Here is a 22,910-nt window from a genome sequence, read left to right as displayed (position 1 = left end):
TCTATATAATCTATAATATTACTCGAAAAAATAGTTAATTTAGATGATATCTTTCTTTAACTTTGTGAGTTTTTATTTTAGAAAATGCTTTCAAAAAAAACTAAATACGCTATAAAGGCACTTGTGGTTCTTGGCAAGAACATGGACCAACCGCCTATGCAAATTTCGAAGATTGCCGAAACTGAACGGATTCCCAAAAAGTTTCTTGAGCAAATATTGCTCGATTTGCGCAATGCCGGTTTTTTATATAGTAAAAAAGGCGCTGGGGGTGGCTACAGCCTTAACCGCGATCCCAAAGAAATATTCCTGGTAAGTATTATGCGCATCACCGATGGGCCTATAGCCATGGTACCATGCGCAAGCTTAAACTTTTACCACAAATGTGATGAGTGCCACCAGGAAAGCACTTGCGGCATAAGGGATGTGTTTGTTGATGTAAGGGACGCTACACTTAAAATATTAAGCGAAACCAGCATCGCAGATATCATTAAACGCGAAACCACTCTCATTAGCGTTTAATTTCAAAACTTCATAAAACTGTCATAAGGCAGTTTTTTTTATTTAAATGCTACCTTTTCCGTATACTATATATATATTTGGGAAATGAATCGTGAGAGCATTAATATTACCGGCCGTAACCAAATGACCTATTGCCGCATGTGCAATGGCAAAACGGGGCTGTAAACGTAATATTTAACCATATATGCCTCTTTAGCCACAGCCAAAGGGGCTTTTTTATAAAAGATTAATACATAGAATATGCAGAGCTTCAGAACAGAACTGGAGAATCCTATTGTTGAGAAGGATATTATCGACCTTGAAAAAAAGATCCACGCTTTTCGTGAAGGTAAAATTCATGATGAAAAATTCAGAAGTTTACGTTTAGCTCGTGGTGTATATGGCCAGCGTCAGCCAGGCGTACAGATGGTACGTATTAAACTGCCATTCGGTAAGGTTACCTTTAAGCAATTATTAAAAATTGCCGAAATCTCTGACGAATTTGGAAGCAGTAACCTGCACCTTACCACCCGTCAGGATATCCAGATCCACTATGTAAGTCTTGATCGTACACCACAACTTTGGGCTAAGCTTGAGCAGGATGATATTACCCTTCGTGAAGCCTGCGGTAACACCGTACGTAACGTTACGGCCTCTCCTACTGCCGGTATCGATCCTAAAGAACCATTTGACGTTTCGCCATACGCTTACGCTACCTTTGATTATTTTCTGCGCAACCCGATATGCCAGGAAATGGGTCGTAAGTTCAAGATCTCCTTTTCATCAAGTGATGAGGATACCGCATTTTCATATATTCATGATATTGGCGCCATCCCTAAAATAAACGCCAACGGCGAGCGGGGGTTTAAGATCATGCTTGGTGGTGGTTTAGGTGCGCAGCCTATTTTAGCAAGCATTGTAGAGGAATTTTTACCTGAAGATCAGCTGATCCCTTATATCGAATCGGTGATCCGCGTGTTTGATCGTTATGGCGAACGTAATAACCGTAATAAAGCCCGCATGAAATATCTCATCCAAAAATTAGGATTGGATGAAGTACTACGCTTAACCAAAATTGAGCGTACAGCTAATAAGGTAAAGTCATACCCTATTAACCGTGATGCTGTTGATGTTCCAGCTCTGCCACCAACCGATAGCTATCCTGAAGTAACTATCAGCAATCCGCTCCGTTATGAGCAATGGTTGGCAACCAACGTTTTTGAACAAAAGCAAGAAGGCTTTTATGGTGTTTATATAAAAGTACCAGTAGGCGATATATCATCTGATACCGCCCGTGCATTAGTTAAAACCTTAGAGCCTTTGGTTGGCAACGAAATCCGCATTACCCAAAACCAAGGCTTGCTCCTAAAATATGTTCAAAAAGAAGCTTTACCTGCCTTATACGAAGGTTTAGCTAAACTGGAACTGGCTGCACCCGGCTTTGACAGTATTGCTGACGTTACCACATGTCCGGGTACAGATACCTGTAACCTTGGCATCTCGAACAGCATGACCATGGCTCGAGTATTGGAAGACCTGATCTATAACGAATACGAGGATTTTATTTATAACCGCGAAATCAAGATCAAAATAAGTGGCTGTATGAACTCCTGCGGTCAGCATGGTTTAGCTCATATCGGCTTCCATGGCAGTTCGTTAAAAGCGGGTGCTAAAGTGCTACCTTCTGTACAGGTAATGTTAGGTGGTGGTACCGTTGGCGATGGCATTGGCCGTGCTGCTGAGAGGGTAATTAAAGTACCTACCAAACGCGCTACTGATGTGTTAAGGTATTTACTGAACGACTATAAAGAGTTTTCGCCCGAAGGAGAAACTTACCATGAATATTACGACAGGCAGGGGAAAGATTATTTTTATCGCTTGTTGAAACCTCTTGCTGATCTGACTACCCTTACCGACGATGAATACATTGACTGGGGCCACCAGGAAACATTTGTTACAGCTATTGGTGTTGGTGAGTGTGCTGGTGTGATCATAGATTTGGTAGCTACCCTGTTGTTTGAATCGGAAGAGAAATTGGGTTGGGCTAATGAAGCCTATGCTGCAGGCCGTTGGGCTGATGCTATTTACCATGCATACAATGTTTTTGTAAGTTCAGCAAAAGCTTTATTACTCGATAAAGGCGTTAACAGCAGCACACAAATTGGTGTGATCCGCGAATTTGATGCGAAATACGTTGAAAAAGGCGAGTTTGAGTTAAACGGAACATTTAATGACCTGGCACTACAACTCAATCAAAACGAGCCTTCGCAGGAATTTGCCACCGCATACTTAGCACAGGCTACAGAATTTTTAAGCAGAAGTAAGGATAAGAGAGAGGCGCTTGTACAATAATGACTGATAGTAATAAAAATATAAAAGAGCCGCGCATCACGCTGGTGGGCGCCGGCCCTGGTGATGCCGACCTGATAACCATAAAAGCCATAAAAGCTTTAAAAACAGCCGATGTTGTTTTGTACGATGCCTTGGTTAATGAGGAGCTACTTGATTATGCCCCGCAAAACTCCACAAAAGTTTATGTTGGCAAACGTTCCGGCGACCATGCCTTTTCGCAGGAAGCAATTAATAACCTTATGGTTGATTACGCCAAAAACTATGGCCATGTGGTTAGGTTAAAAGGCGGTGACCCATTTGTATTCGGTCGCGGATATGAAGAGTTAATCATTGCAGCGAAACACAATATAGCGGCTTCGGTTATTCCGGGTATTTCCAGTTCGATAGCTGTACCCGAGCTACAGCAAATCCCTGTTACCCACCGCGGTTTAAGCGAAAGTTTTTGGGTAGTTACCGGCACTACGGCCAATGGTAAGGTCTCGAACGACCTTGTTGATGCTTCACGCTCAAACGCTACTGTAGTTGTATTGATGGGAATCCATAAGTTGGCCGAAATTACTGAAATATTTAAGTTACAAGGCAAGAACAAACTACCTGTAGCCGTTATCCAAAGCGGATCAACAGCTGAAGAAAAAATTGCCGTTGCAACTGTGGATACCATTGTTAATGCCGTTGAAGAAAGCGATATCTCATCGCCTGCAATTATTGTTTTAGGCGAAGTGGTATCACTTCATCCAAAATTCCAATTGATACAAGAAGTTTATGACGTTGTTGCCCGTGGATAAAAGTTTAACCAATATTCAGGATGAAAAACAGGAAGGCAACCAGCTTTTCCCTGTTTTTTTAAAGCTGAATGACCTGCATACCGTGCTTATTGGCGGCGGCAATGTTGGTTTGGAAAAACTTACCGCTGTGCTTAATAACAGCAATAGTGCGAGGGTAACCGTTATTTCGCGCGAATTTTTGCCTGAGATACATACGCTTGCATCACAATACCCCGGTATCCGCATCGTACAAAAATCATTTACTGATGATGATCTGAACGAAGCCGATATAGTTATCGCTGCTACCAACGATAGCGAGCTTAACAATTACATCCGCAACGCGGCTCATGATCGTAAATTGCTGATCAACGTAGCGGACAAGCCTGCATTATGTGATTTTTACTTAGGATCGATAGTGCAAAAAGGCGATCTGAAATTAGCCATATCTACCAACGGAAAATCACCAACTGTGGCCAAACGACTAAAAGAAGTATTAAATGAAAGCCTTCCTGCCGAGCTTGATATCACTTTGCAGCAAATGAGCGAACTAAGAAATACCCTTGAAGGTGATTTTGCCGACAAGGTAAAGAAACTAAACAGCGTAACATCTGTACTGGTTGAGCCTAAAGCCGCCAGCCGCAAAAATTTCATCTGGTTGATTTGGTCAACCATTATCGTATCGTTGGCCATTGGTATAACCGCACTATATTTTAAGGAGCCTAACTTTAAAAACTTCGTAACCGGTATCGATCCTATCTTTTATTACTTTTTAGGAGCTGGGTTTGTATTTGCTATGATTGACGGCGCCATTGGCATGTCGTACGGAGTTACCTCAACCACATTCTCTCTTTCAATGGGTATCCCTCCGGCCTCGGCCAGTATGGGCGTGCACCTTTCCGAGATCATGAGTTGCGGCATAGCCGGCTGGATGCATTACCGCATGGGCAACATCAACTGGAAGCTATTTAAACTCCTGGTTATACCGGGTATCATCGGTGCTGTAACAGGGGCTTACTTGTTGTCATCGCTTGAGCATTACAGCATGTATACCAAGCCTGTTGTATCTGTTTATACACTGATATTAGGTATAGTAATATTCAAAAAAGCATTCAACACTCAAAAGAAAAAATCGGCTGATAAAGTAAAACGCATTTCGCTGCTTGGTTTAGGCGGCGGCTTTATTGATGCCGTTGGTGGTGGCGGCTGGGGTTCAATCGTGCTATCTACCCTGATTGCCGGCGGCAGGAGCCCTCGTTTTTCATTAGGTACCGTTAAGCTTTCCCGTTTTTTTGTAGCGATAATGGGGTCCATAACCTTTATTGCTATGGTGAGCAGTGATCATTGGCAGGCTGTAGCAGGCCTTATCTTAGGCAGTGCGCTTGCTTCACCAATTGCGGCTAAGATCTCCAATAAGATCTCTGCAAAAACTATCATGGTAGCGGTATCGATAATCGTTATCCTCATCAGTATCCGTTCTATTATCATGTTTATTACTAAGGTTATATAAAAATGAGCACCGCATTACAACAAATACAAGGCGTAACTGCCGGGCTCGCCCCTATTGAAGCCCTGACCAAATTGGCAGAGCAGTTTCCGGGCGAGGTGATTTTCTCAACCAGCTTTGGCTGGGAAGATCAGGTGATCAGTCACATGATATTTTCCAATAACCTGCCTATAAAAGTATTTACGCTTGAAACCGGCAGGCTTTTCCGTGAAACTTATTCGGTTTGGGCGGCTACCATGAACAGGTACCAGAAGCCCATTCATGCCTATTATCCAAATAACGAGTTGCTGGAAGAAATGGTGAGCAAAAAGGGCCCTAACAGCTTTTACGAGTCGGTTGAAAACCGTAAAGAGTGTTGCGGGATCCGTAAAATAGAACCGCTTAAGCGTGCCTTAAAAGGCAATAGGATTTGGGTTACAGGCATCCGTGCCGAACAGTCGGTTAATCGCCACGATATGCATGACCTGGAATGGGACGAACAAAATCAACTGGTGAAGTTCCACCCTATTTTTAGCTGGACGCTTGACGAAGTGAAGGCTTACATTAAACAATATAACATTCCATATAACTCACTGCATGACAAAGGCTTCCCGAGCATCGGCTGTATGCCATGTACCCGTGCGGTAGCCGAAGGTGAAGATTTCCGTGCCGGGCGCTGGTGGTGGGAAGATCAATCTAAAAAAGAATGTGGGTTACATGAAACAGCAAAACCCTGATGAATAGGATTTAAGGATTAGCTTGAAAACAATGCAAGTTGATCCTATCAAACTAATTCATGAAAATCCTCCGATCATGTAAATCAAGGTCAAAGACGCTTTTTTTTATACGTAGGTCAATTAATCGAAAGATTGGTTGGCCTTTTTTTTACCGCTGATTTTTTTGATTGCATTGATTTGGTTGATGACTTTCTATGCTTTATAATGATTTGATTATTTATATTAATATCTCTTACAATCATCTATTTCTATCACAGTTAAAAAATCAGCGTAATCACAAAAATCATAGAAAAATCAGCGGTCAAAAAAGGGGATGAAGTTTTTACACCTCATCCCCTTACAAACTAATATAAACGTAATAAAAGCGCTTACTTGTTGCTGTTACCGGCTAACAATCCGTCAAGTGTTACAGAAACATAGTATAAGCCACCGATGGTTGGACCGCCGGCATATTGATAATACCTTTTGTTAAAGATATCAGTAGCGCCTAACTTAAATGTTGCGTAGTATGAAGGCACGCGGTAAGTAACCTGAGCATCAACTGTTTTAATTGAAGGCACAGTACCGGTAACCAATGGGCTCTCCCACAGGTACGATTGTTGCCATTTGTAAACCACGTTAAAACCAAAGTTTTTAACCACCTCGCGGTTACCGAACGATACGTTGCCCGACCATTCAGGAGTATTGAAGCCTGTAACAAAGATATCTGAAGCTGTTTGGGCTTTCAACTTATTAAAGCTTACGTTACCCGATACCGTATAGTGCTGGTAGAAATTATAAGTGATACCTGCCGATGAACCATAATTATGATAGATGTTTTTGGCGTTGGTATAAACACGGTACCTGCTTTGACCCTGGCTGGCAGCGTTAGTTGATGTACCTGTTGTAGGGTCACGGTTGATATCAAGCATTGATAATACAGCTGCATCCGAGCCTACAGTAGCACCATTTGGCACAAACACCTGCACCTGACCAAGGAAACCGTCATAGCGGTTAGTGTATGCATCAATGTCAATGAACACTTTGTTATCGGCTACTATGCCTTTGTAACCAACTTCAAAAGAAGTAATCTGTTCAGGACGTGCCGGTGGCAGGTCCGCTACTTTTAACAGGTTACGGTTAGCCAAAGCTGCCTGATCTGAGCCGCCTGCAGCATTCACAGCTGCGTTAAATGCCACTACTGATGTTTGAGTATAGCTATTACCAAGATATCCTAAGCCTTCGTTAATGAATGGTAAACTGCCCACACGTTTTACGCGACCGTTATTTACGTATGATAAAGCCTCAAACAATGAAGGGAAACGATAGCCGTTCTGGAATGTAAACCTGAAGTTATGATTTTGATTAACGGTGTAAACAGCGGCTAAACGCGGTGTAAATTTAGGATCGAAGTATGGGTTGCGATCCCAGCGGATGGAGCCGAATAATTTTAGTTTTTCATCAAAAAAAGTTTTGGTAACCTGGGTAAAGGCGCCATATTTTTTGTAGATCACATCTTTACCAAAAGTGCCGTCAGCCAATGGTGTATTCCTGTCGGCAATTGGGCGGCTAAAATCCACGAAGTTGTTACCATCAGGTGTAATGCTGTACACACGTACATCAGCACCAACCAACAGGTCAACAAATTTAACTTTGCTGCTCAAATCCCACTGAGCCTCGCCGTTGTACATATGGCTTTTTTGAACCAATGCTGCACCACCTGTAACCGGTGCATTAGGGATCAGGCTCGACTTAATATCCCAGTTATTAATACCTATAATGGTTTTCCTCAAAGCATCAAACTCAGGAGTACCTGGCTCAACCCTACCTTTATCAGCTGCAGCGCGGGCAGCCTGCTCAGCCGCTGCGAGATTTGCCGAAGTAAGTACACCACCATTATAAGCTTTTAAAGCATTACCATATAAAGTTGCCCAGGCCGAGTTGCTGGCATGATTAAGATCAAGGTTATCTGCCAGTGGTTTTACGTTAAATGAGTTACCGGTATTTTCGATCGATTCGTAACCACGAACCAGGAAATCTTTTCCTTTTAACTCAATTTTATGGTTCTGAACGGTTGCGCCTTGCAACGAAATTTTGTTACCACGCTGAAACACGCCATCAAGCCTGCCATAACGGTAGGTATATGACAGTACAGTGCTTGGCGATAATTTATAAGCCAGCGTACCATCTAACTTCAAGTTTTTCACATGCGGATCAACCAGGTCAACCTCATTGTATCCTGTACGTGCCACGGTAAGATTTGGGCGGGCTTTACCATCAACCGTGATTCCTTTTATTGATACAGTATTACTGCCGGCAAGTGCGTCGTCACCATATTTGTTCCAGCCGTCATAAGCCGCGTTGCTGGTGCCTGTTAATTCAGGATAAGCCGGATTTGCTGATTTTAGGTTGGTTGGATTTTGATCAAGGCGGGTATCTGATTGCCAGTCCTGACCTTGCATATAGCTGAAGTTTACTTTAACGGCAAACTTATCGTTAAAGGCTTTGGCATAACGTAAAGCATCTTCGGTAAGTGAGCTTGCCCCTAACCGGTCGTTACCCACATGGTTAACGCCCTGGCGATGGTAAAAACGTAAGCCCTGGTATTTAAAGGCATCTTTAGTAAATAGGTTCGACAGTCCGTTAATGGCATTAGTTCCGTAAAGGGCAGCAGCAGCACCCGGAGTAATTTCCACGCTGGCTATATCCAGTTCGGTTGGGCCAATAGCGTTACCAAGTGGAACACCCAATGTTGCCGATTGCATATCAACACCATCAACCAACTGCATAAACCTAAAGTTGTTTGGGCTATTGAAACCACGCGTGTTAGGCACTTTAAGGGTGATACTCGTAGTGGTCATCTGTACGCCTTTAACGTTCTCCAAAGCATCATAAAAGCTGGGGCCAGGCGACTGTTTTAAAGCAGTGATACTCAGTTTTTCGATAGCAACCGGTGAACGAAGCAGTTTTTCTTCTTTACGCGATGCCGTTACTACCACCTCATTAACCAGTAATGATTGCGTTGTAAGCGTAATGTTTACCGCGCTATTGGCATTTTTTATATAAAACTCCTGAGGCTGATAACCTACTGCTGTAAAAACAAGCGTATAGGGTAGTTTAGCGCTGGTAGTTAAAGAGAATTTACCGGTTGTATCGGTTGATGTTTTATTAGTTGTACCTTTAATAGATACGGTAGCCCCTACCAGCGGTTTGCCCTGGTCATCGTCTACTTTTCCGCTCAATATATATGAGCCGTTCAGTTGCGCGTAACTTAGCCCCGGTAACAGTACCAGGAAAAGCACAACTATCTTAATTGAGTTTGTAAAAATTTTCATGAAGTGATTTTGTGTGGTGGTAAAAAGTGATTGGTTGGTTGATTATTGTCAATTGGAAGGCTATTCTCAACAACAACACATCACAGCATGGGGCTGCATTTTTAACATAGGTTGAATGGCAAGTGCATTAAAATGATACATTGTCTATAGAATTAGTCGACAAAAATATAAATTTATCATTGGCTGTCAAGAATTTTTAAAGTATTTTTTTAATTGATACCTTTTTCTTGATTGATCCCTCGGTTTTAGCCTATGAGTAATGGTAGAAAACTAATGTAACAAGTGACTACAATTGATATGCATCAGGCTAAACTCAAAAAATGAATTTCTATTTTTTAGAGAATGATGACAGCCAGGAACGGCGTCATTTATTTGTATGCCTTTACCCGGATATATTCAGTTTCCGATACATATTTACCATTTTTGATAAATTTCGGAACAAAAAACACATATTTAGTGTCAAACAAGAGCAATTAATAACGTTTTTAAGAAAAACAACCGAATATACAACAACAAATAACTACTTTACTGCAAAATCAATCATTTTTTTGGAAATTTTAAAATAAAACAATTTAAATCAACACCAAATTAGTAATATTGAAGCTTTAATCCGTACTCAGCTAATGGCTTTCAATTATCAACGCATCGTTATCAAAATCGGCTCAAATGTTATTACCCAGGAAAACGGCCTCCCCGACCTACCCAGGATAACCCATTTGGTTGAACAGATAGCTGCGATAAAAAAGCAAGGTATTGAAGTGATACTGGTTTCATCGGGTGCCGTGGCATCCGGCCGCAGCCTGATTACTGTCGCAGAAAAGTCCGACGCTGTCGCCGCCCGCCAGGTACTGGCTTCTATCGGTCAGGTAAAACTGATCAATACCTATTCGCATTTATTTGAACAGTTTCAGATATTATGTTCGCAGGTTTTGGTTACCCGCGAAGATTTCAGGGACAGGATGCATTACCTCAACATGAAAAACTGTCTTGAGGCTTTACTGCAATACGAGGTGATCCCTGTAGTAAATGAAAACGACGTAGTATCCGTAACCGAGTTAATGTTTACAGATAACGATGAATTGGCAGGCCTCATAGCCTCTATGCTTAATGCCAATGCCCTCATTATCCTCACCAACGTTGATGGCATTTACGACGGCGACCCCAAGGCAGCCGGATCGGCAGTAATAGATGAGGTTAGTGGTAACGAACTTGATTTTTCAAGCTTTGTTTCGTCGGGCCGTTCGCAATTTGGCCGTGGTGGCATGATCACAAAATCAACCATGGCGCAAAAAACTGCGCAGCTTGGTATTTCGGTACACATTGCCAACGGAAAACGGGATCAAATTTTAACCGATGTTCTGGAAAACCAGGTTACGCACACCCGTTTCATACCAAATAAAACGGCATCAGGCAAAAAGAAATGGATTGCCCACTCCGAAAAATCAGCAACCGGCAGTGTACTCATTAATGCCGGTGCAAAAGCTGCACTGATCTCGAACAAAGCAACCAGTTTATTACCGGTTGGAATTGTTGGTGTAATAACCGACTTTAAAAAAGGCGATATTATTAAACTGATTGATGATACCGATAAGCTTATTGGTTTAGGCATTGCCGAATATGGCTCAGATAAGGCCCGTGAACGCGTTGGCCAAAAAAACCAAAAGGCACTGGTACATTATGATTATCTTTATTTACAAGGCTAAATACCATGAATTATAACAGCTATTTTGATAAAGCACGTGAAGCAAGCCGCAAAGCCCCTCTTGCCCCTTCCGTAATCAATAGGGTTTTGGAGGATGTTGCAGCAGAAGCTATAGCCCAAACCGAATACATCCTGGCCGAAAACCAGAAAGATCTTGACCGCATGGATCCGGCAGACCCCAAATATGACAGGCTTAAACTTACTGCCGACAGGATTAAAGGTATTGCCGGCGACATGCAGAGTGTTGCCAAACTGGATAGCCCGCTTGGCAAACAACTTTCGGCTACCGAAATGCCTAATGGCTTATCGATATCAAAAATACGCGTGCCACTTGGCGTTGTTGGTGTTATATACGAAGCCCGGCCCAATGTTACTTTTGATGTTTTTGCACTTTGCTTTAAAACAGGCAACATCAGTGTATTAAAAGGTGGCAGCGATGCCGATTTTTCCAACCGGGCGATAATCTTGGTTATTCATAAAGTATTGGCAAAACATGGTATTGACGTTAATGTAGTTACCCTGCTCCCTGCCGAACGTGAGGCTACAACAGCCTTATTAAGTGCAATTGGTTATATCGATGTACTCATACCAAGAGGCAGCCAATCATTGATTGACTTTGTACGGGACAATAGTAAAGTACCGGTTATTGAGACAGGCGCCGGCATTGTACATACTTATTTCGACCAATCTGGCAACCTGGAAAAAGGGGCAGAAATTATTGCCAACGCCAAAACGCGCCGGGTAAGTGTTTGCAACGCTTTAGATTGTTTGATCATTCACTCAGCCCGTCTAAGCGATTTGCCGCAACTGGCTCAAATCCTTAAAGAAAAAGAAGTGGAGATCTTTGCTGATGAACAGGCTTTTGCAGCTTTAAAAGATGATTACCCGCCCAGCCTTTTACATGAGGCCAGCCCGGAACACTTTGGTACTGAGTTTCTTTCTATGAAGATGGCTATCAAAACGGTAGCTTCATTTACTGAAGCTTTAGCATATATCGCCGTTAACAGCTCAAAACATAGCGAGGCCATTATCTCTGAAGATGCTGAAAATATTGCTAAATTTTTAAATGATGTGGATGCAGCAGCGGTTTACGCCAATGTTTCAACTGCGTTTACAGATGGAGCACAGTTTGGTCTCGGAGCCGAAATTGGCATCAGCACTCAGAAACTCCATGCCCGGGGCCCTATGGGCCTGGAAGAACTTACCAGTTACAAATGGATAGTTAAAGGCAACGGACAAACCCGCAATCCGTAATCGTCCCGGTAAAAATCTTATATAATAAAAAAGGTGCTTACAACCTGTAGTAAGCACCTTAAACGTGTTATTCGTATTGTTAAGCGTTACTTTATTAAGTAGTTGGCTGCAGCAATAAAGCAAATAATCACTAAAATCACGCCCTGTAATTTTTGTTCTAAAGTCAATTGAGTTAACATTCTTTTATTAATTAGGATATAGCAAATTTATAATGTAATAGGTCTGTTACAATAGCTGGTATCATTTTTACATTATTTTTAATAAATAATGTAGCTTGTTTTTATAATAGTCAGCTCTACATTTATTAATTAAACTTTTATCAAAAAAAAAGCCCTAATGTTGAAATTGGTGTATCACTTACACCCCTTTTTCATGTAACATTTATAGTGATTTTGACACTATAAACGCAAGGTTTAACTGGTTTTACTGATATGTAATTTTACGTAGCTTTTTATTTGCCTGTTACACTAAGTCCGTCACTTTCTTACTCCCCCTGTGTTTAATTATAATATATATTAATATAATGTTAAGCTTATACCGGCTCGCACACTTAACTCACATTAATGAAACAACAGCGCAGATAATACCACAACAGAGATTTTATCGATCATGCCTTTCAATAAAGAGGCTGTATTTTATCGGGACAATTACTTAATGTAACCAACACAAAAATTTGATTAACAATACAAATTAACTATTGATTAATAGTAAAACTTGGCAAAGTGAACACATTTTACCCTTTACTGACCAAGCATATGTTAACATAAAAATCAAATAGGTATCTTTGCAGCATTATGAGTAAGCATGGCAGGATATTAGTGGCAATGAGCGGCGGGGTTGATAGTTCGGTAGCGGCAGTGATGCTGCATGAGCAGGGCTATGAAGTTATTGGTTTAACCATGAAAACCTGGGACTATGCCTCATCGGGTGGCAGTTCAAAAGAAACTGGCTGCTGCAGTTTGGACAGTATAAATGATGCGCGTGCGCTTGCAGTTGGTTATGGCTTCCCTCATTATATATTGGATATCCGCAATGAGTTTGGCGATTTTGTGATCGATAACTTTGTTGATGAATATCTGGCGGGCCGCACTCCTAACCCATGCGTTTTGTGTAACACCCATATTAAATGGGAAGCATTACTAAAACGTGCCGATAAACTCGATTGCGAATTTATAGCTACCGGTCACTATGCCAATATCCGTTTGCAGGATAACGGCCGTTACGTGATATCAAAAGGTAAGGACACCAATAAAGATCAATCATACGTATTGTGGGGGGTATCTCAAAAAAACCTTGCACGTACCAAATTCCCGTTGGGTAGTTTTTCAAAACCCGAGATCAGGCAAATGGCGCTTGACATGGGGCAAATTGAGCTTGCCGGTAAAAGCGAAAGCTACGAGATTTGCTTTGTACCTGATAACGATTATCGCTCATTTCTACGCCATAAAGTTGAAGACCTTGACGAGCGGATTGGTCCGGGTAATTTTGTACTTACCAATGGCACCGTAGTGGGCAAACACCAGGGTTATCCTTTTTATACCATTGGCCAGCGTAAAGGCTTGGGCGTGGCATTAGGCCATCCTATGTTTGTTACCAAAATCGATCCTACTACCAATACAGTTGTTTTAGGTACCGCCGATGAACTTGAGCGTAAACAAGCCTGGGTTAAAAACCTCAACCTCATTAAATATGAAAATATAAATGAGCCGCTTGAAGCCATTACCAAAATACGTTACAAAGATGCCGGAGCACAAAGCACTATTCTTCAAATGGGCGAACATATGAAAGTTGACTTTCATCATAATGTATCAGGTATAGCACCGGGCCAGTCGGCTGTATTTTATGAAGGAGATGACTTGGTTGGTGGTGGTTTCCTGATGTAAAGCACCCTTTTCCTGCAATCTTTAAACTTAACAACATAAGCTGCCGCATATGCTTGTTATCATTTTGTTAAAATCAGTTTAGATATTTTGCAACAATATAATTTTCACGGGCATTTTGGCGCAAAAATCTCAACTTAAAACGTAATTTACCTTCAACTTTTACACCTTTTACCAAAAACTAATTGGTGTTTCGCTTACTTTATGTTTTATTTGCAAAAACTAAAACTGATTAAATGGCCAAAAACTTACTGATAGTTGAATCACCTGCGAAAGCCAAGACCATTGAGGGTTACCTTGGAAAGGACTTTACAGTAAAGTCCAGCTATGGGCATATCCGTGATCTGGTTAAGTCAGAAGATGCAATTGATATAGCTAATAACTTTAAACAAAAATACGAAGTACCTGCCGATAAAAAGCAGGTAGTTAGCGAATTAAAGAAGTTAGCTAAGGAAGCCGAAATGGTTTGGCTCGCATCGGACGAGGACCGCGAAGGTGAAGCCATTTCCTGGCACTTGTTTGAAACACTGGATCTGAAAGATGTAAGCACTAAGCGTATTGTTTTTCACGAGATCACAAAGCCCGCCATTTTAAAAGCGATAGATACACCCCGTAAAATTGACTATAACCTGGTCAACGCACAACAGGCTCGCCGCGTTTTGGACAGACTGGTAGGTTTTGAGCTCTCCCCTGTTTTATGGAAAAAAGTAAAACCATCACTTTCGGCGGGGCGCGTACAATCAGTTGCAGTAAGGCTTATTGTTGATCGTGAACGTGAGATCAATAAATTTAAATCAGAAGCATCATTTAAAATTGTAGCCATATTTGGCAAAGGCAAAGAAACCTTCAAGGCCGAACTCCCTGAGCGTTTTCCTAAACAGGAAGATGCTGAGAAGTTTTTACAGGATTGTATTTCGGCAGATTTTGATGTTAAATCATTAGATACCAGGCCGACAAAACGTTCACCTGCCGCACCGTTCACAACATCAACCCTGCAACAGGAAGCAAGCCGCAAATTGGGCTATTCCGTAGCAAGAACTATGCAGGTTGCGCAAAGACTATACGAATCAGGTTATATTACCTACATGCGTACCGATTCGGTAAACCTTTCTGAACTGGCTTTAAATTCGGCTGCCAGCGAGATCGTATCTGCCTACGGCGAAAAATACCATCAGCAAAGAAGATATAAAACCAAAAATGCCAGTGCACAGGAAGCGCACGAAGCAATCAGGCCAACATATTTCAATAACCATTCTATCGACGGCGAATCGGCAGAAAAGCGCTTATACGAGCTGATCTGGAAACGCGCCATCGCTTCGCAAATGAGCGAAGCCCAGTTTGAAAAAACTACTGCAAAAATCGGAATCTCCACCCGTAGTGAAGACCTGGCAGCTAACGGCGAAGTAATGAAGTTTGATGGCTTCCTGAAAGTTTACCTTGAATCGAAAGATGACGAGGACGAACCACAGCAAGACGGCGAAAATGCAATTCTGCCACCTTTAACCAAAGGTCAGCGTTTGGCTTTACAGGAAATGTCGGCTACAGAACGTTTTTCCCGCCCTGCCGCCCGCTATACAGAGGCAAGTCTGGTAAAAAAGCTGGAGGAGCTTGGTATCGGTCGCCCGTCAACCTATGCTCCAACCATCTCAACCATTCAAAACCGTGGTTATGTTGTTAAGGAAGAGCGCGAGGGCAAGCAACGTAATTTCAGGGTATTAACACTGAAAGAAGGCAGCATCGTAAAAGAAGAAAAAACGGAAAACACCGGTGCCGAACGCGGAAAACTGTTCCCTACTGATATCGGTGCTGTTGTAAATGATTTCCTGGTACAATATTTCAAGGACATTGTTGATTTTAACTTCACAGCCAGCGTTGAAAAGCAATTTGACGAAATAGCACAGGGTATGAAAGAGTGGACTGCAATGCTTCACGATTTTTATAACCCCTTCCATAAGGAAGTTGAAAACACTATTGAAAAAGCAGACAAAGCAACCGGCGAACGGGAATTGGGTATTCACCCCGAAAGCGGAAAGAAAGTTTCTGTTAGAATAGGTCGTTTCGGCCCGTTTGTTCAGGTGGGTGAAAGTGCGACAGAAGAGAACGAAGAAAAACCGTTGTATGCCAGCCTTCGTAGCGGTCAAAGCATCGAAACCATCAGTCTTGAAGAGGCGCTCGAACTATTTAAGTTGCCAAAAGTTGTAGGTGAATATGAAGGTAAGGTAATGAAAGTGGCTATCGGCCGCTTCGGGCCTTATATCAGCCACAACAGTGCTTTTGTGTCGTTACCTAAAGAGATCGACCCCCATGATGTTACTGAAGAACAAGCGATTGAGCTCATTAACCTAAAGCGTAAAAAGGATGCTGAAAAGCTGATCAAATCTTTTGACGAAGATCCGGACGTTAAAGTACTGAACGGCCGTTGGGGCCCATATATTGAATTTGGCAAGCTGAACGTTAAGATCCCTAAAGATAAAGATCCTTTGACCCTTACCTATGAGGAATGCAAGGCACTTGCCGATGCGACACCGAAGGATGCTAAAAAAGGACGCTTTGGTAAAGCCGCCGCGGCAACCAAGCCTGCTGCAACAAAAGCACCGGCCAAGAAAAAGGCGGCAGCGAAGAAAAAATAATCAAGTGAATGGTTGATTGAGTTGATTAGGTGAACGGTTAGACAAGCGTGCTCAGAACCACTCACCTAATCAACTCAATCAACCCAATCAACTAAAAGAATGAAGAAAGACCTGCCCGAAAATAATGTAAAGGATATTGCTATTGCTGTAGCATTGGAGAGCGAAAGCGTAGAAAGTAAGGTATGGTACGTATATCTCATCAACCTTAAAAATGAGCCTATTGAAAATGTGCTCATTACTTCAAAAGGTTATGGTGAAAAGGATGGTGAACAGGTAAAAACATCTACCCTGCGGCATATGATCCCCCTTGTTGACAGTAAAGCGTATAAGCTTATCGAGCCCATAGATGAGCAAACTTTCGGCCTCAATAATGAATATTGGCTAAGCTATTACATCGGCAAAGACATTTTCGACAAGAAATTTATTTTCCTTCCTGAAAGTATTGTGGAGATGAATTTTATCAAGATCCCGGTTTTAAATAAGCCAGGAGTTATGATAAAATAATTTTCGCTTTAAATTATTTATTGTCATAAATTTTATAATTTACCTGATAATAAATAAACCTATTTCATGGAAAACGGATACAGTCAGTTCCGCAAACGTCGAACCTTAATCACTGTTATTACTACCATTGCGCTTGTTTTACTCATTGTATACCTGATAGCAAGTGGTCATAAAAAAACAGTTGTCGACCCAGCTTTCAGCAAGTATATCGAATCATACACCACCGGTGTTGTTTCCAAACAGAGCCCTATCCGTATCAGGCTGGCAAGCGATGTTCAGGTAACACATCAGCAAAATGAAGAAATAACCGAAGATCTTTTCAACTTTTCGCCATCGATAAAAGGAAAAGCCATCTGGACTGATGCACGAACCATCGAATTCAGGCCTGATGAAAAACTTGATCCTGGTAAAAACTATACAGCTGATTTTAAGTTAAGCAAGCTTATTGAAGTGCCGGGCCATTTTGAGCACTTTAAGTTTAGTTTCCAGGTTATTCAACCCGATTTTACCGTGTCATTTATTGGCATGCAAACAGCCAGCAGCACTTCAAATACCGAAATGAAGCTTACAGGCGATATTCAAACCGCCGATGCCGAAGATCCATCCGCAGTCGATAAACTTATCGTACCTAATTATGATTCGCCGGTTAAAATAAACTGGGAGCATGACGCAGCCCACAAAAATCATCATTTTACCATAACCGGTTTAACACGTATAGCCGGCAAAGCCAGCCCGCTCACTATCAACTGGGACGGCAGCAGTATTGGTGTAGATAAAAAAGGCAGCCAAAATTTTGAAGTACCTGCAATTGGCGATTTCAAAGTTTTGAATATCCGCGCCGTTCAGGATAACGACCAATACGTTGAAGTACAGTTTTCGGATAACATTTTAGTTGGACAAGAGCTTAACGGGCTCATCAGCATCAACAATATTACTGATCCTGCATACAGCATTGATGGCAGCCTGGTAAAAGTTTACGCCCCAGACCGTTTACAGGGTGATTATACAGTGACCGTGAATGAAGGCATAAAAAACACGCTGTTAAAAAGGATCACCAAAAGCTACACTGCTAACCTATTTTTTGAGAACCGCCTGCCCGCCGTTACCATCCCCGGCAAAGGTGTTATACTCCCCGATTCGGGGCGGATCATGATGCCTTTTGAGGCAGTTAACCTGAACGCAGTAGATGTTACCATCATAAAAATCTACGAAAACAACGTACCTCAATATTTTCAAAGCAACGGTTTTGACGGAAGCGCCGAATTAAGGCAGGTTGGTAAACCAATAGTTCAAAAAACTATTCGACTGGATACAGACAAAGGCCTTAACCTGCACAAGAAGAACCGTTTTATGCTCGACCTCGACCAGATGATCCGCACCGAGCCAGGCGCCATTTATCGGGTGGTTATCGGCTTCAGGAGGTCATATTCGTTGTTCAACTGCAAGGTCAACAGTGGCAAGGTTCAAAAGGATAATGGTGACGAAGAAGAAGGCGGCGGCTATTATGGAGGTGATTACAGCGATAATACATCAAAAGTAAGTGATGAAGACGACGACTTTTGGAAACGCTACGATAACTACTACCCCGAAGGCTACAACTGGCAGGAACGTGACGATGCCTGTACAGATTCGTACTACAGCAAACAGCGTTGGGCTACGCGTAATATCATTTCATCAAACATAGGCCTTATTGCCAAACGGGGCAATGATAACAATATGCTGATAGCTGTTACCGATATCCTGACTGCCGAACCCATGAACAATGCAGATATTGAGCTGCTGGACTATCAGAAACAGGTGATCTACAAAACCACTACCGATGGCGACGGCTTGGCTAAATTCAATCTGAAGAAGAAACCATACTTATTGGTAGCTAAAAAGGGTACGCAACGCGGTTATCTAAAGTTGGATGATGGCAGCTCTTTACCTCTATCAAGGTTTAACGTTGGCGGCGAGGAAGTTCAAAACGGTCTCAAAGGATTTATTTACGGCGAACGAGGTGTTTGGCGGCCGGGTGACTCCATTTATACCTCGTTTATCCTCGAAGATAAATTAAAAACTCTTCCGGCTGATCATCCCGTAGAGTTTGAATTGTATGACCCAAGTGACAAGCTATACAGGCGAATTACGCAAACCAAAAGTTTAGATGGCTTTTATAGTTTCCATACGGCAACCGAAACCTCTTCCCCTACCGGCAATTGGACAGCCAAGGTGAAAGTTGGTGGCGCTACGTTTGAGAAAAAGATAAAGGTTGAAACCATAATGCCTAACAGGCTCAAGCTTAGCCTGTCGTTCGGCGGGGCTGTAGAATTGACTAAAGGCAACAACGCCAATGGTAAGTTAAGTGCTCAATGGCTATTTGGTGGCGCGGCCCAAAACTTAAAAGCCAAAGTCGACGCCTATTTATCAGCACAAAATACCAGCTTTAAAAAGTATAAAGACTATGTTTTTGATGATCCTACGCTTGCCTTCAATACCCAGGTACAAACAGTTTTTGATGGTAAGCTAAGCGAAACAGGCACAGCCGATGTTGATGCTAATGTAAACGTAGAGAAACAAGCCCCGGGGCAGCTTCGTGCAAATTTCCTGGTTAAGGTATTTGAGCCGGGCGGCAACTTCAGTATAAACCAGGTTACCATGCCTTATAACGTTTATCAGGGCTACGTAGGTATAAAAACACCCGAAGGCAGCGACTTGTCGGGAATGCTGGTTACTGATAAAGATCATATAGTTGACATTGCCGATGTTGACGTGAACGGCAACCCGCTGCTGGGCAGCCGCGATGTGCAGGTTGAGCTATACAAAGTGCAATGGCGCTGGTGGTGGGATCAAACCGGCAATGAAATGAGCAACTTTACACAGGATAAATATAACAAGCTCATCAAAACTGAAACCGTAAGGCTTACAGGTGGCGCAGGCAAATGGCAACTGCACGTCAACAAAGCCGACTGGGGCCGTTACCTCATTAAAGTTAAAGATGAACAAACCGGCCACTCAACAGGTAAAATCATCTATGTTGACTGGCCAAACTGGTCGGAAAGGTTGCAATCAACCAACCCAACCGAAGCAGCAATGTTGTCTTTTACTTCGGATAAACCAAGTTATAAAGTTGGTGATGAGGCTACTTTGACTATTCCAACCGGTGAAGCCGGCAGGGCATTGATCAGTTTTGAAAATGGCAGCAAGGTTTTAAAAACAGCCTGGATAGATACTAAGAAAGGACAAACCCGTTATACATTTACGGTTGATGAAACAATGGCGCCAAACGTTTTTGTGAACGTTACGCTGCTGCAAAAACATTCGCAAACGGTTAATGACCTGCCCATTCGCATGTATGGCGCTATTCCGCTAAAGGTTGAAAATCCTGAAACTATCCTGAAACCGATCATCAGTATGCCTGATAAGATCAGGCCAGAGACCCAATCTGCTATTACGGTATCGGAGGCCTCGGGCAAGGAAATGACCTATACCATTGCCATTGTTGATGAAGGGCTGCTGGATATCACCAATTACAAAACATCCGACCCACATGATACCTTTTATGCTCATGAAGCTTTAGGCGTAAAAACCTGGGACCTATTCGACTACGTAATAGGCGCATTTGGCGGTGGCCTGGAGCGTATCTTAAGCATAGGTGGTGACGGGAACCTCGGCAATAACAAAAACGTGTCTGTAAACCGCTTTAAGCCCGTTGTAAAATTCCTTGGACCTTTTCACCTCAATGCAGGCGAAAAACAAACACAGCGCTTTATATTGCCACAATACGTGGGTTCTGTTAAAGCTATGATAGTGGCCGGTCACAATGGCGCGTATGGTATTGCTGAAAAAGCCGTAGCAGTTAAAAAACCTTTGATGATACTTGCTACCCTGCCGCGCGTACTTGGCCCTTCAGAAAGCATTCAATTGCCGGTTACTGTGTTTGCTATGGAGAACAATATTAAATCCGTAAGCATACAGGTACAGAGCAATGCTTTCAGCAACCTTGGCGGCAACAACCAGAAAACACTAACCTTTGATAAGCCCGGCGATCAAATGGTAACTTTTGATTTAAATGTCAAAGATTTTGTTGGTGTAGGCAAGGTGAAAATAATTGCCAAAAGCGGTTCAGAAACAGCAGCCTATGATGTTGACCTTAATGTACGTAACCCCAATCCACCGGTTACACGCATTATCCAAAAAGAGCTTGCACCGGGCGAAGTATGGAATGCCGATTACCAGCCTGTTGGCATCAACGGTACCAATAAAGCAACACTTGAGGTGGCTTACATCCCGCCGTTAAACCTTTCAAAGCGTTTGGATTACCTTATTGAATACCCGCACGGCTGTGTTGAACAAACTACTTCATCGGCATTTCCGCAGTTATACCTGAACCAATTGCTCGATCTTTCACCAAAACAACGGGCCGAAACCGACCGTAATATCAAAGCCACCATCAACAGGCTCAACGGCTTCCAGGTACAGGGCGGGGGCTTAAGCTATTGGCCTTACGGCGGCGAAGCCGATGAATGGGGAACAAATTACGCCGGACATTTCATGTTAGCTGCCCAGGCAAAAGGCTTCAGCATGCCTATAGGCTTTATCGATCGCTGGAAAAAATATCAGAAAGAAAAAGCCCTGAGTTGGGCACCACGCAAACAACCATACTATTACGAAGACGACCTTACCCAGGCCTACCGCTTATACCTGCTGGCACTGGCCCGTTCGCCCGAAATGGGCGCAATGAACCGCCTGCGCGAGTTTACATTATTGAGTGACGCAGCAGCCTGGCGCCTTGCCGCTGCTTATAAACTTGCCGGGCAGCCTGAGGTTGGATTAAGGATGACAGCAAAATTATCAACCACTGTTAAACCATATAACAGCCTTTACGGCACTTATGGCTCCGACCTGAGGGATGAGGCCATGATACTGGAAACCCTAACCCTATTAGGCGAAAAACAAAAGGCCTCAGGGTTAGTACATACGGTTGCCTCCCGCTTATCGCAGGATGATTGGTATAGCACCCAAACCACAGCGTACTCGCTGATAGCGTTGGCGCAGTTTTACGGGCAAAACAAACCCGCTGGCAAACTTGAATTTAACTATGTTAACGGCAACGCTAAAGCTACCATTAGTACAAGTTCGTATTTATGGCAGGGGGCGCTGGCCGGCAATGGCGGTAAAGTTTACCTTAAAAACAACAGTAATAACAAACTGTACGTTAGGTTGATACAAAAAGGACAGCCATCATCAGGACAGGATACTCAATCAATTATCAATCCAGATGTATTACAGATGCGCGTTGGCTATTTCTCGCTCAAAGGTAAACCGATAGATCCTTCATCATTAAAGCAGGGTACCGACTTTGTAGCCCAGGTAAATATCAAAAATCCGGGCAAACGCGGCAGATATGATAACCTGGCCCTCACCCAGATCTTCCCTTCGGGTTGGGAAATCTTGAATACCCGTCTGCTTGGCGACGAAGCATTTAAATCATCGCCTTCTGATTATCGCGATATTCGTGACGATAGGGTAAACACTTACTTCAGTTTAAACGAAGGTCAGGAATCAACTTATTATGTAATGCTTAACGCTGCTTATACCGGCAAATACTATTTATCTGCGGTTTATTGCGAAGCGATGTATAATAACCAGATAAGCAGCTTGTTAAAAGGCCAATGGGTTGAGGTGGTAAAGTAAGCTACAAATACAGTTCAATCCTTACACCAGTTAAAAACGAGCGCAAGGATTGAACTGTATTAAATCATGTCATTGCGAGCGCAGCGTGGCAATCGCATACTATACAGGGCGGCTAT

The 22,910-nt window shown here is 42.7% G+C and carries 12 protein-coding genes; 11 read left to right on the top strand and 1 reads right to left on the bottom strand.

Annotation, left to right across the window (positions count from 1 at the left end):
• Positions 1-84 precede the first annotated feature (84 nt).
• The 5 genes from BMX50_RS00220 to BMX50_RS00200 all read left to right on the top strand — a co-directional run bounded on the left by BMX50_RS00220 (position 85) and on the right by BMX50_RS00200 (position 5,834).
• Positions 85-519, top strand: coding sequence for an RrF2 family transcriptional regulator (locus tag BMX50_RS00220; protein WP_091206014.1), 435 nt, complete (start codon positions 85-87; stop codon positions 517-519).
• A 240-nt stretch (positions 520-759) separates the two neighbouring features.
• Positions 760-2,850 (top strand): HEPN domain-containing protein, encoded by a 2,091-nt coding sequence (locus BMX50_RS00215; RefSeq protein ID WP_091206011.1) that lies wholly within the window; start codon positions 760-762, stop codon positions 2,848-2,850.
• Positions 2,850-3,635, top strand: coding sequence for a uroporphyrinogen-III C-methyltransferase (cobA, locus tag BMX50_RS00210; RefSeq protein WP_091206010.1), 786 nt, complete (start codon positions 2,850-2,852; stop codon positions 3,633-3,635). Before BMX50_RS00215 ends, cobA begins: the two co-directional genes overlap by 1 nt.
• A complete protein-coding gene (locus BMX50_RS00205) occupies positions 3,613-5,121 on the top strand; it encodes a TSUP family transporter (RefSeq protein WP_091206008.1) in 1,509 nt (502 codons plus the stop codon). Before cobA ends, BMX50_RS00205 begins: the two co-directional genes overlap by 23 nt.
• Before the next feature lie 2 nt (positions 5,122-5,123).
• A complete protein-coding gene (locus tag BMX50_RS00200; RefSeq protein WP_091206005.1) occupies positions 5,124-5,834 on the top strand; it encodes a phosphoadenylyl-sulfate reductase in 711 nt (236 codons plus the stop codon).
• 368 nt (positions 5,835-6,202) lie between these two features.
• On the opposite strand, the gene BMX50_RS00195 is transcribed toward BMX50_RS00200, so the two are convergent.
• A complete protein-coding gene (locus BMX50_RS00195; RefSeq protein WP_091206002.1) occupies positions 6,203-9,148 on the bottom strand; it encodes a TonB-dependent receptor in 2,946 nt (981 codons plus the stop codon).
• 623 nt (positions 9,149-9,771) lie between these two features.
• Between BMX50_RS00195 and proB the strand changes: the two genes are divergently transcribed.
• The 6 genes from proB to BMX50_RS00160 all read left to right on the top strand — a co-directional run bounded on the left by proB (position 9,772) and on the right by BMX50_RS00160 (position 22,794).
• Positions 9,772-10,851, top strand: coding sequence for a glutamate 5-kinase (gene proB / locus BMX50_RS00185; RefSeq protein WP_091205996.1), 1,080 nt, complete (start codon positions 9,772-9,774; stop codon positions 10,849-10,851).
• A gap of 5 nt (positions 10,852-10,856) precedes the next feature.
• A complete protein-coding gene (locus tag BMX50_RS00180; RefSeq protein ID WP_091205993.1) occupies positions 10,857-12,104 on the top strand; it encodes a glutamate-5-semialdehyde dehydrogenase in 1,248 nt (415 codons plus the stop codon).
• 794 nt (positions 12,105-12,898) lie between these two features.
• Positions 12,899-13,987: a tRNA 2-thiouridine(34) synthase MnmA gene (mnmA, locus tag BMX50_RS00175; RefSeq protein ID WP_091205991.1), complete on the top strand. Its 1,089-nt coding sequence runs from the start codon at positions 12,899-12,901 to the stop codon at positions 13,985-13,987.
• A gap of 233 nt (positions 13,988-14,220) precedes the next feature.
• Positions 14,221-16,614: a type I DNA topoisomerase gene (topA, locus tag BMX50_RS00170; RefSeq protein ID WP_091205989.1), complete on the top strand. Its 2,394-nt coding sequence runs from the start codon at positions 14,221-14,223 to the stop codon at positions 16,612-16,614.
• A gap of 99 nt (positions 16,615-16,713) precedes the next feature.
• Positions 16,714-17,118, top strand: a complete 405-nt coding sequence (locus tag BMX50_RS00165) for a hypothetical protein (protein WP_091205987.1) — start codon at positions 16,714-16,716, stop codon at positions 17,116-17,118.
• Positions 17,119-17,184: 66 nt separating this feature from the next.
• The gene (locus BMX50_RS00160) at positions 17,185-22,794 is read left to right on the top strand and encodes an alpha-2-macroglobulin family protein (protein ID WP_091205984.1); all 5,610 of its coding nucleotides are present in this window, start codon (positions 17,185-17,187) and stop codon (positions 22,792-22,794) included.
• Positions 22,795-22,910: the final 116 nt, after the last annotated feature.

This window comes from Mucilaginibacter gossypiicola (genome assembly GCF_900110105.1).
Lineage (GTDB): Bacteria > Bacteroidota > Bacteroidia > Sphingobacteriales > Sphingobacteriaceae > Mucilaginibacter > Mucilaginibacter gossypiicola.
This window is presented reverse-complemented; position numbering and strand designations above follow the sequence as displayed.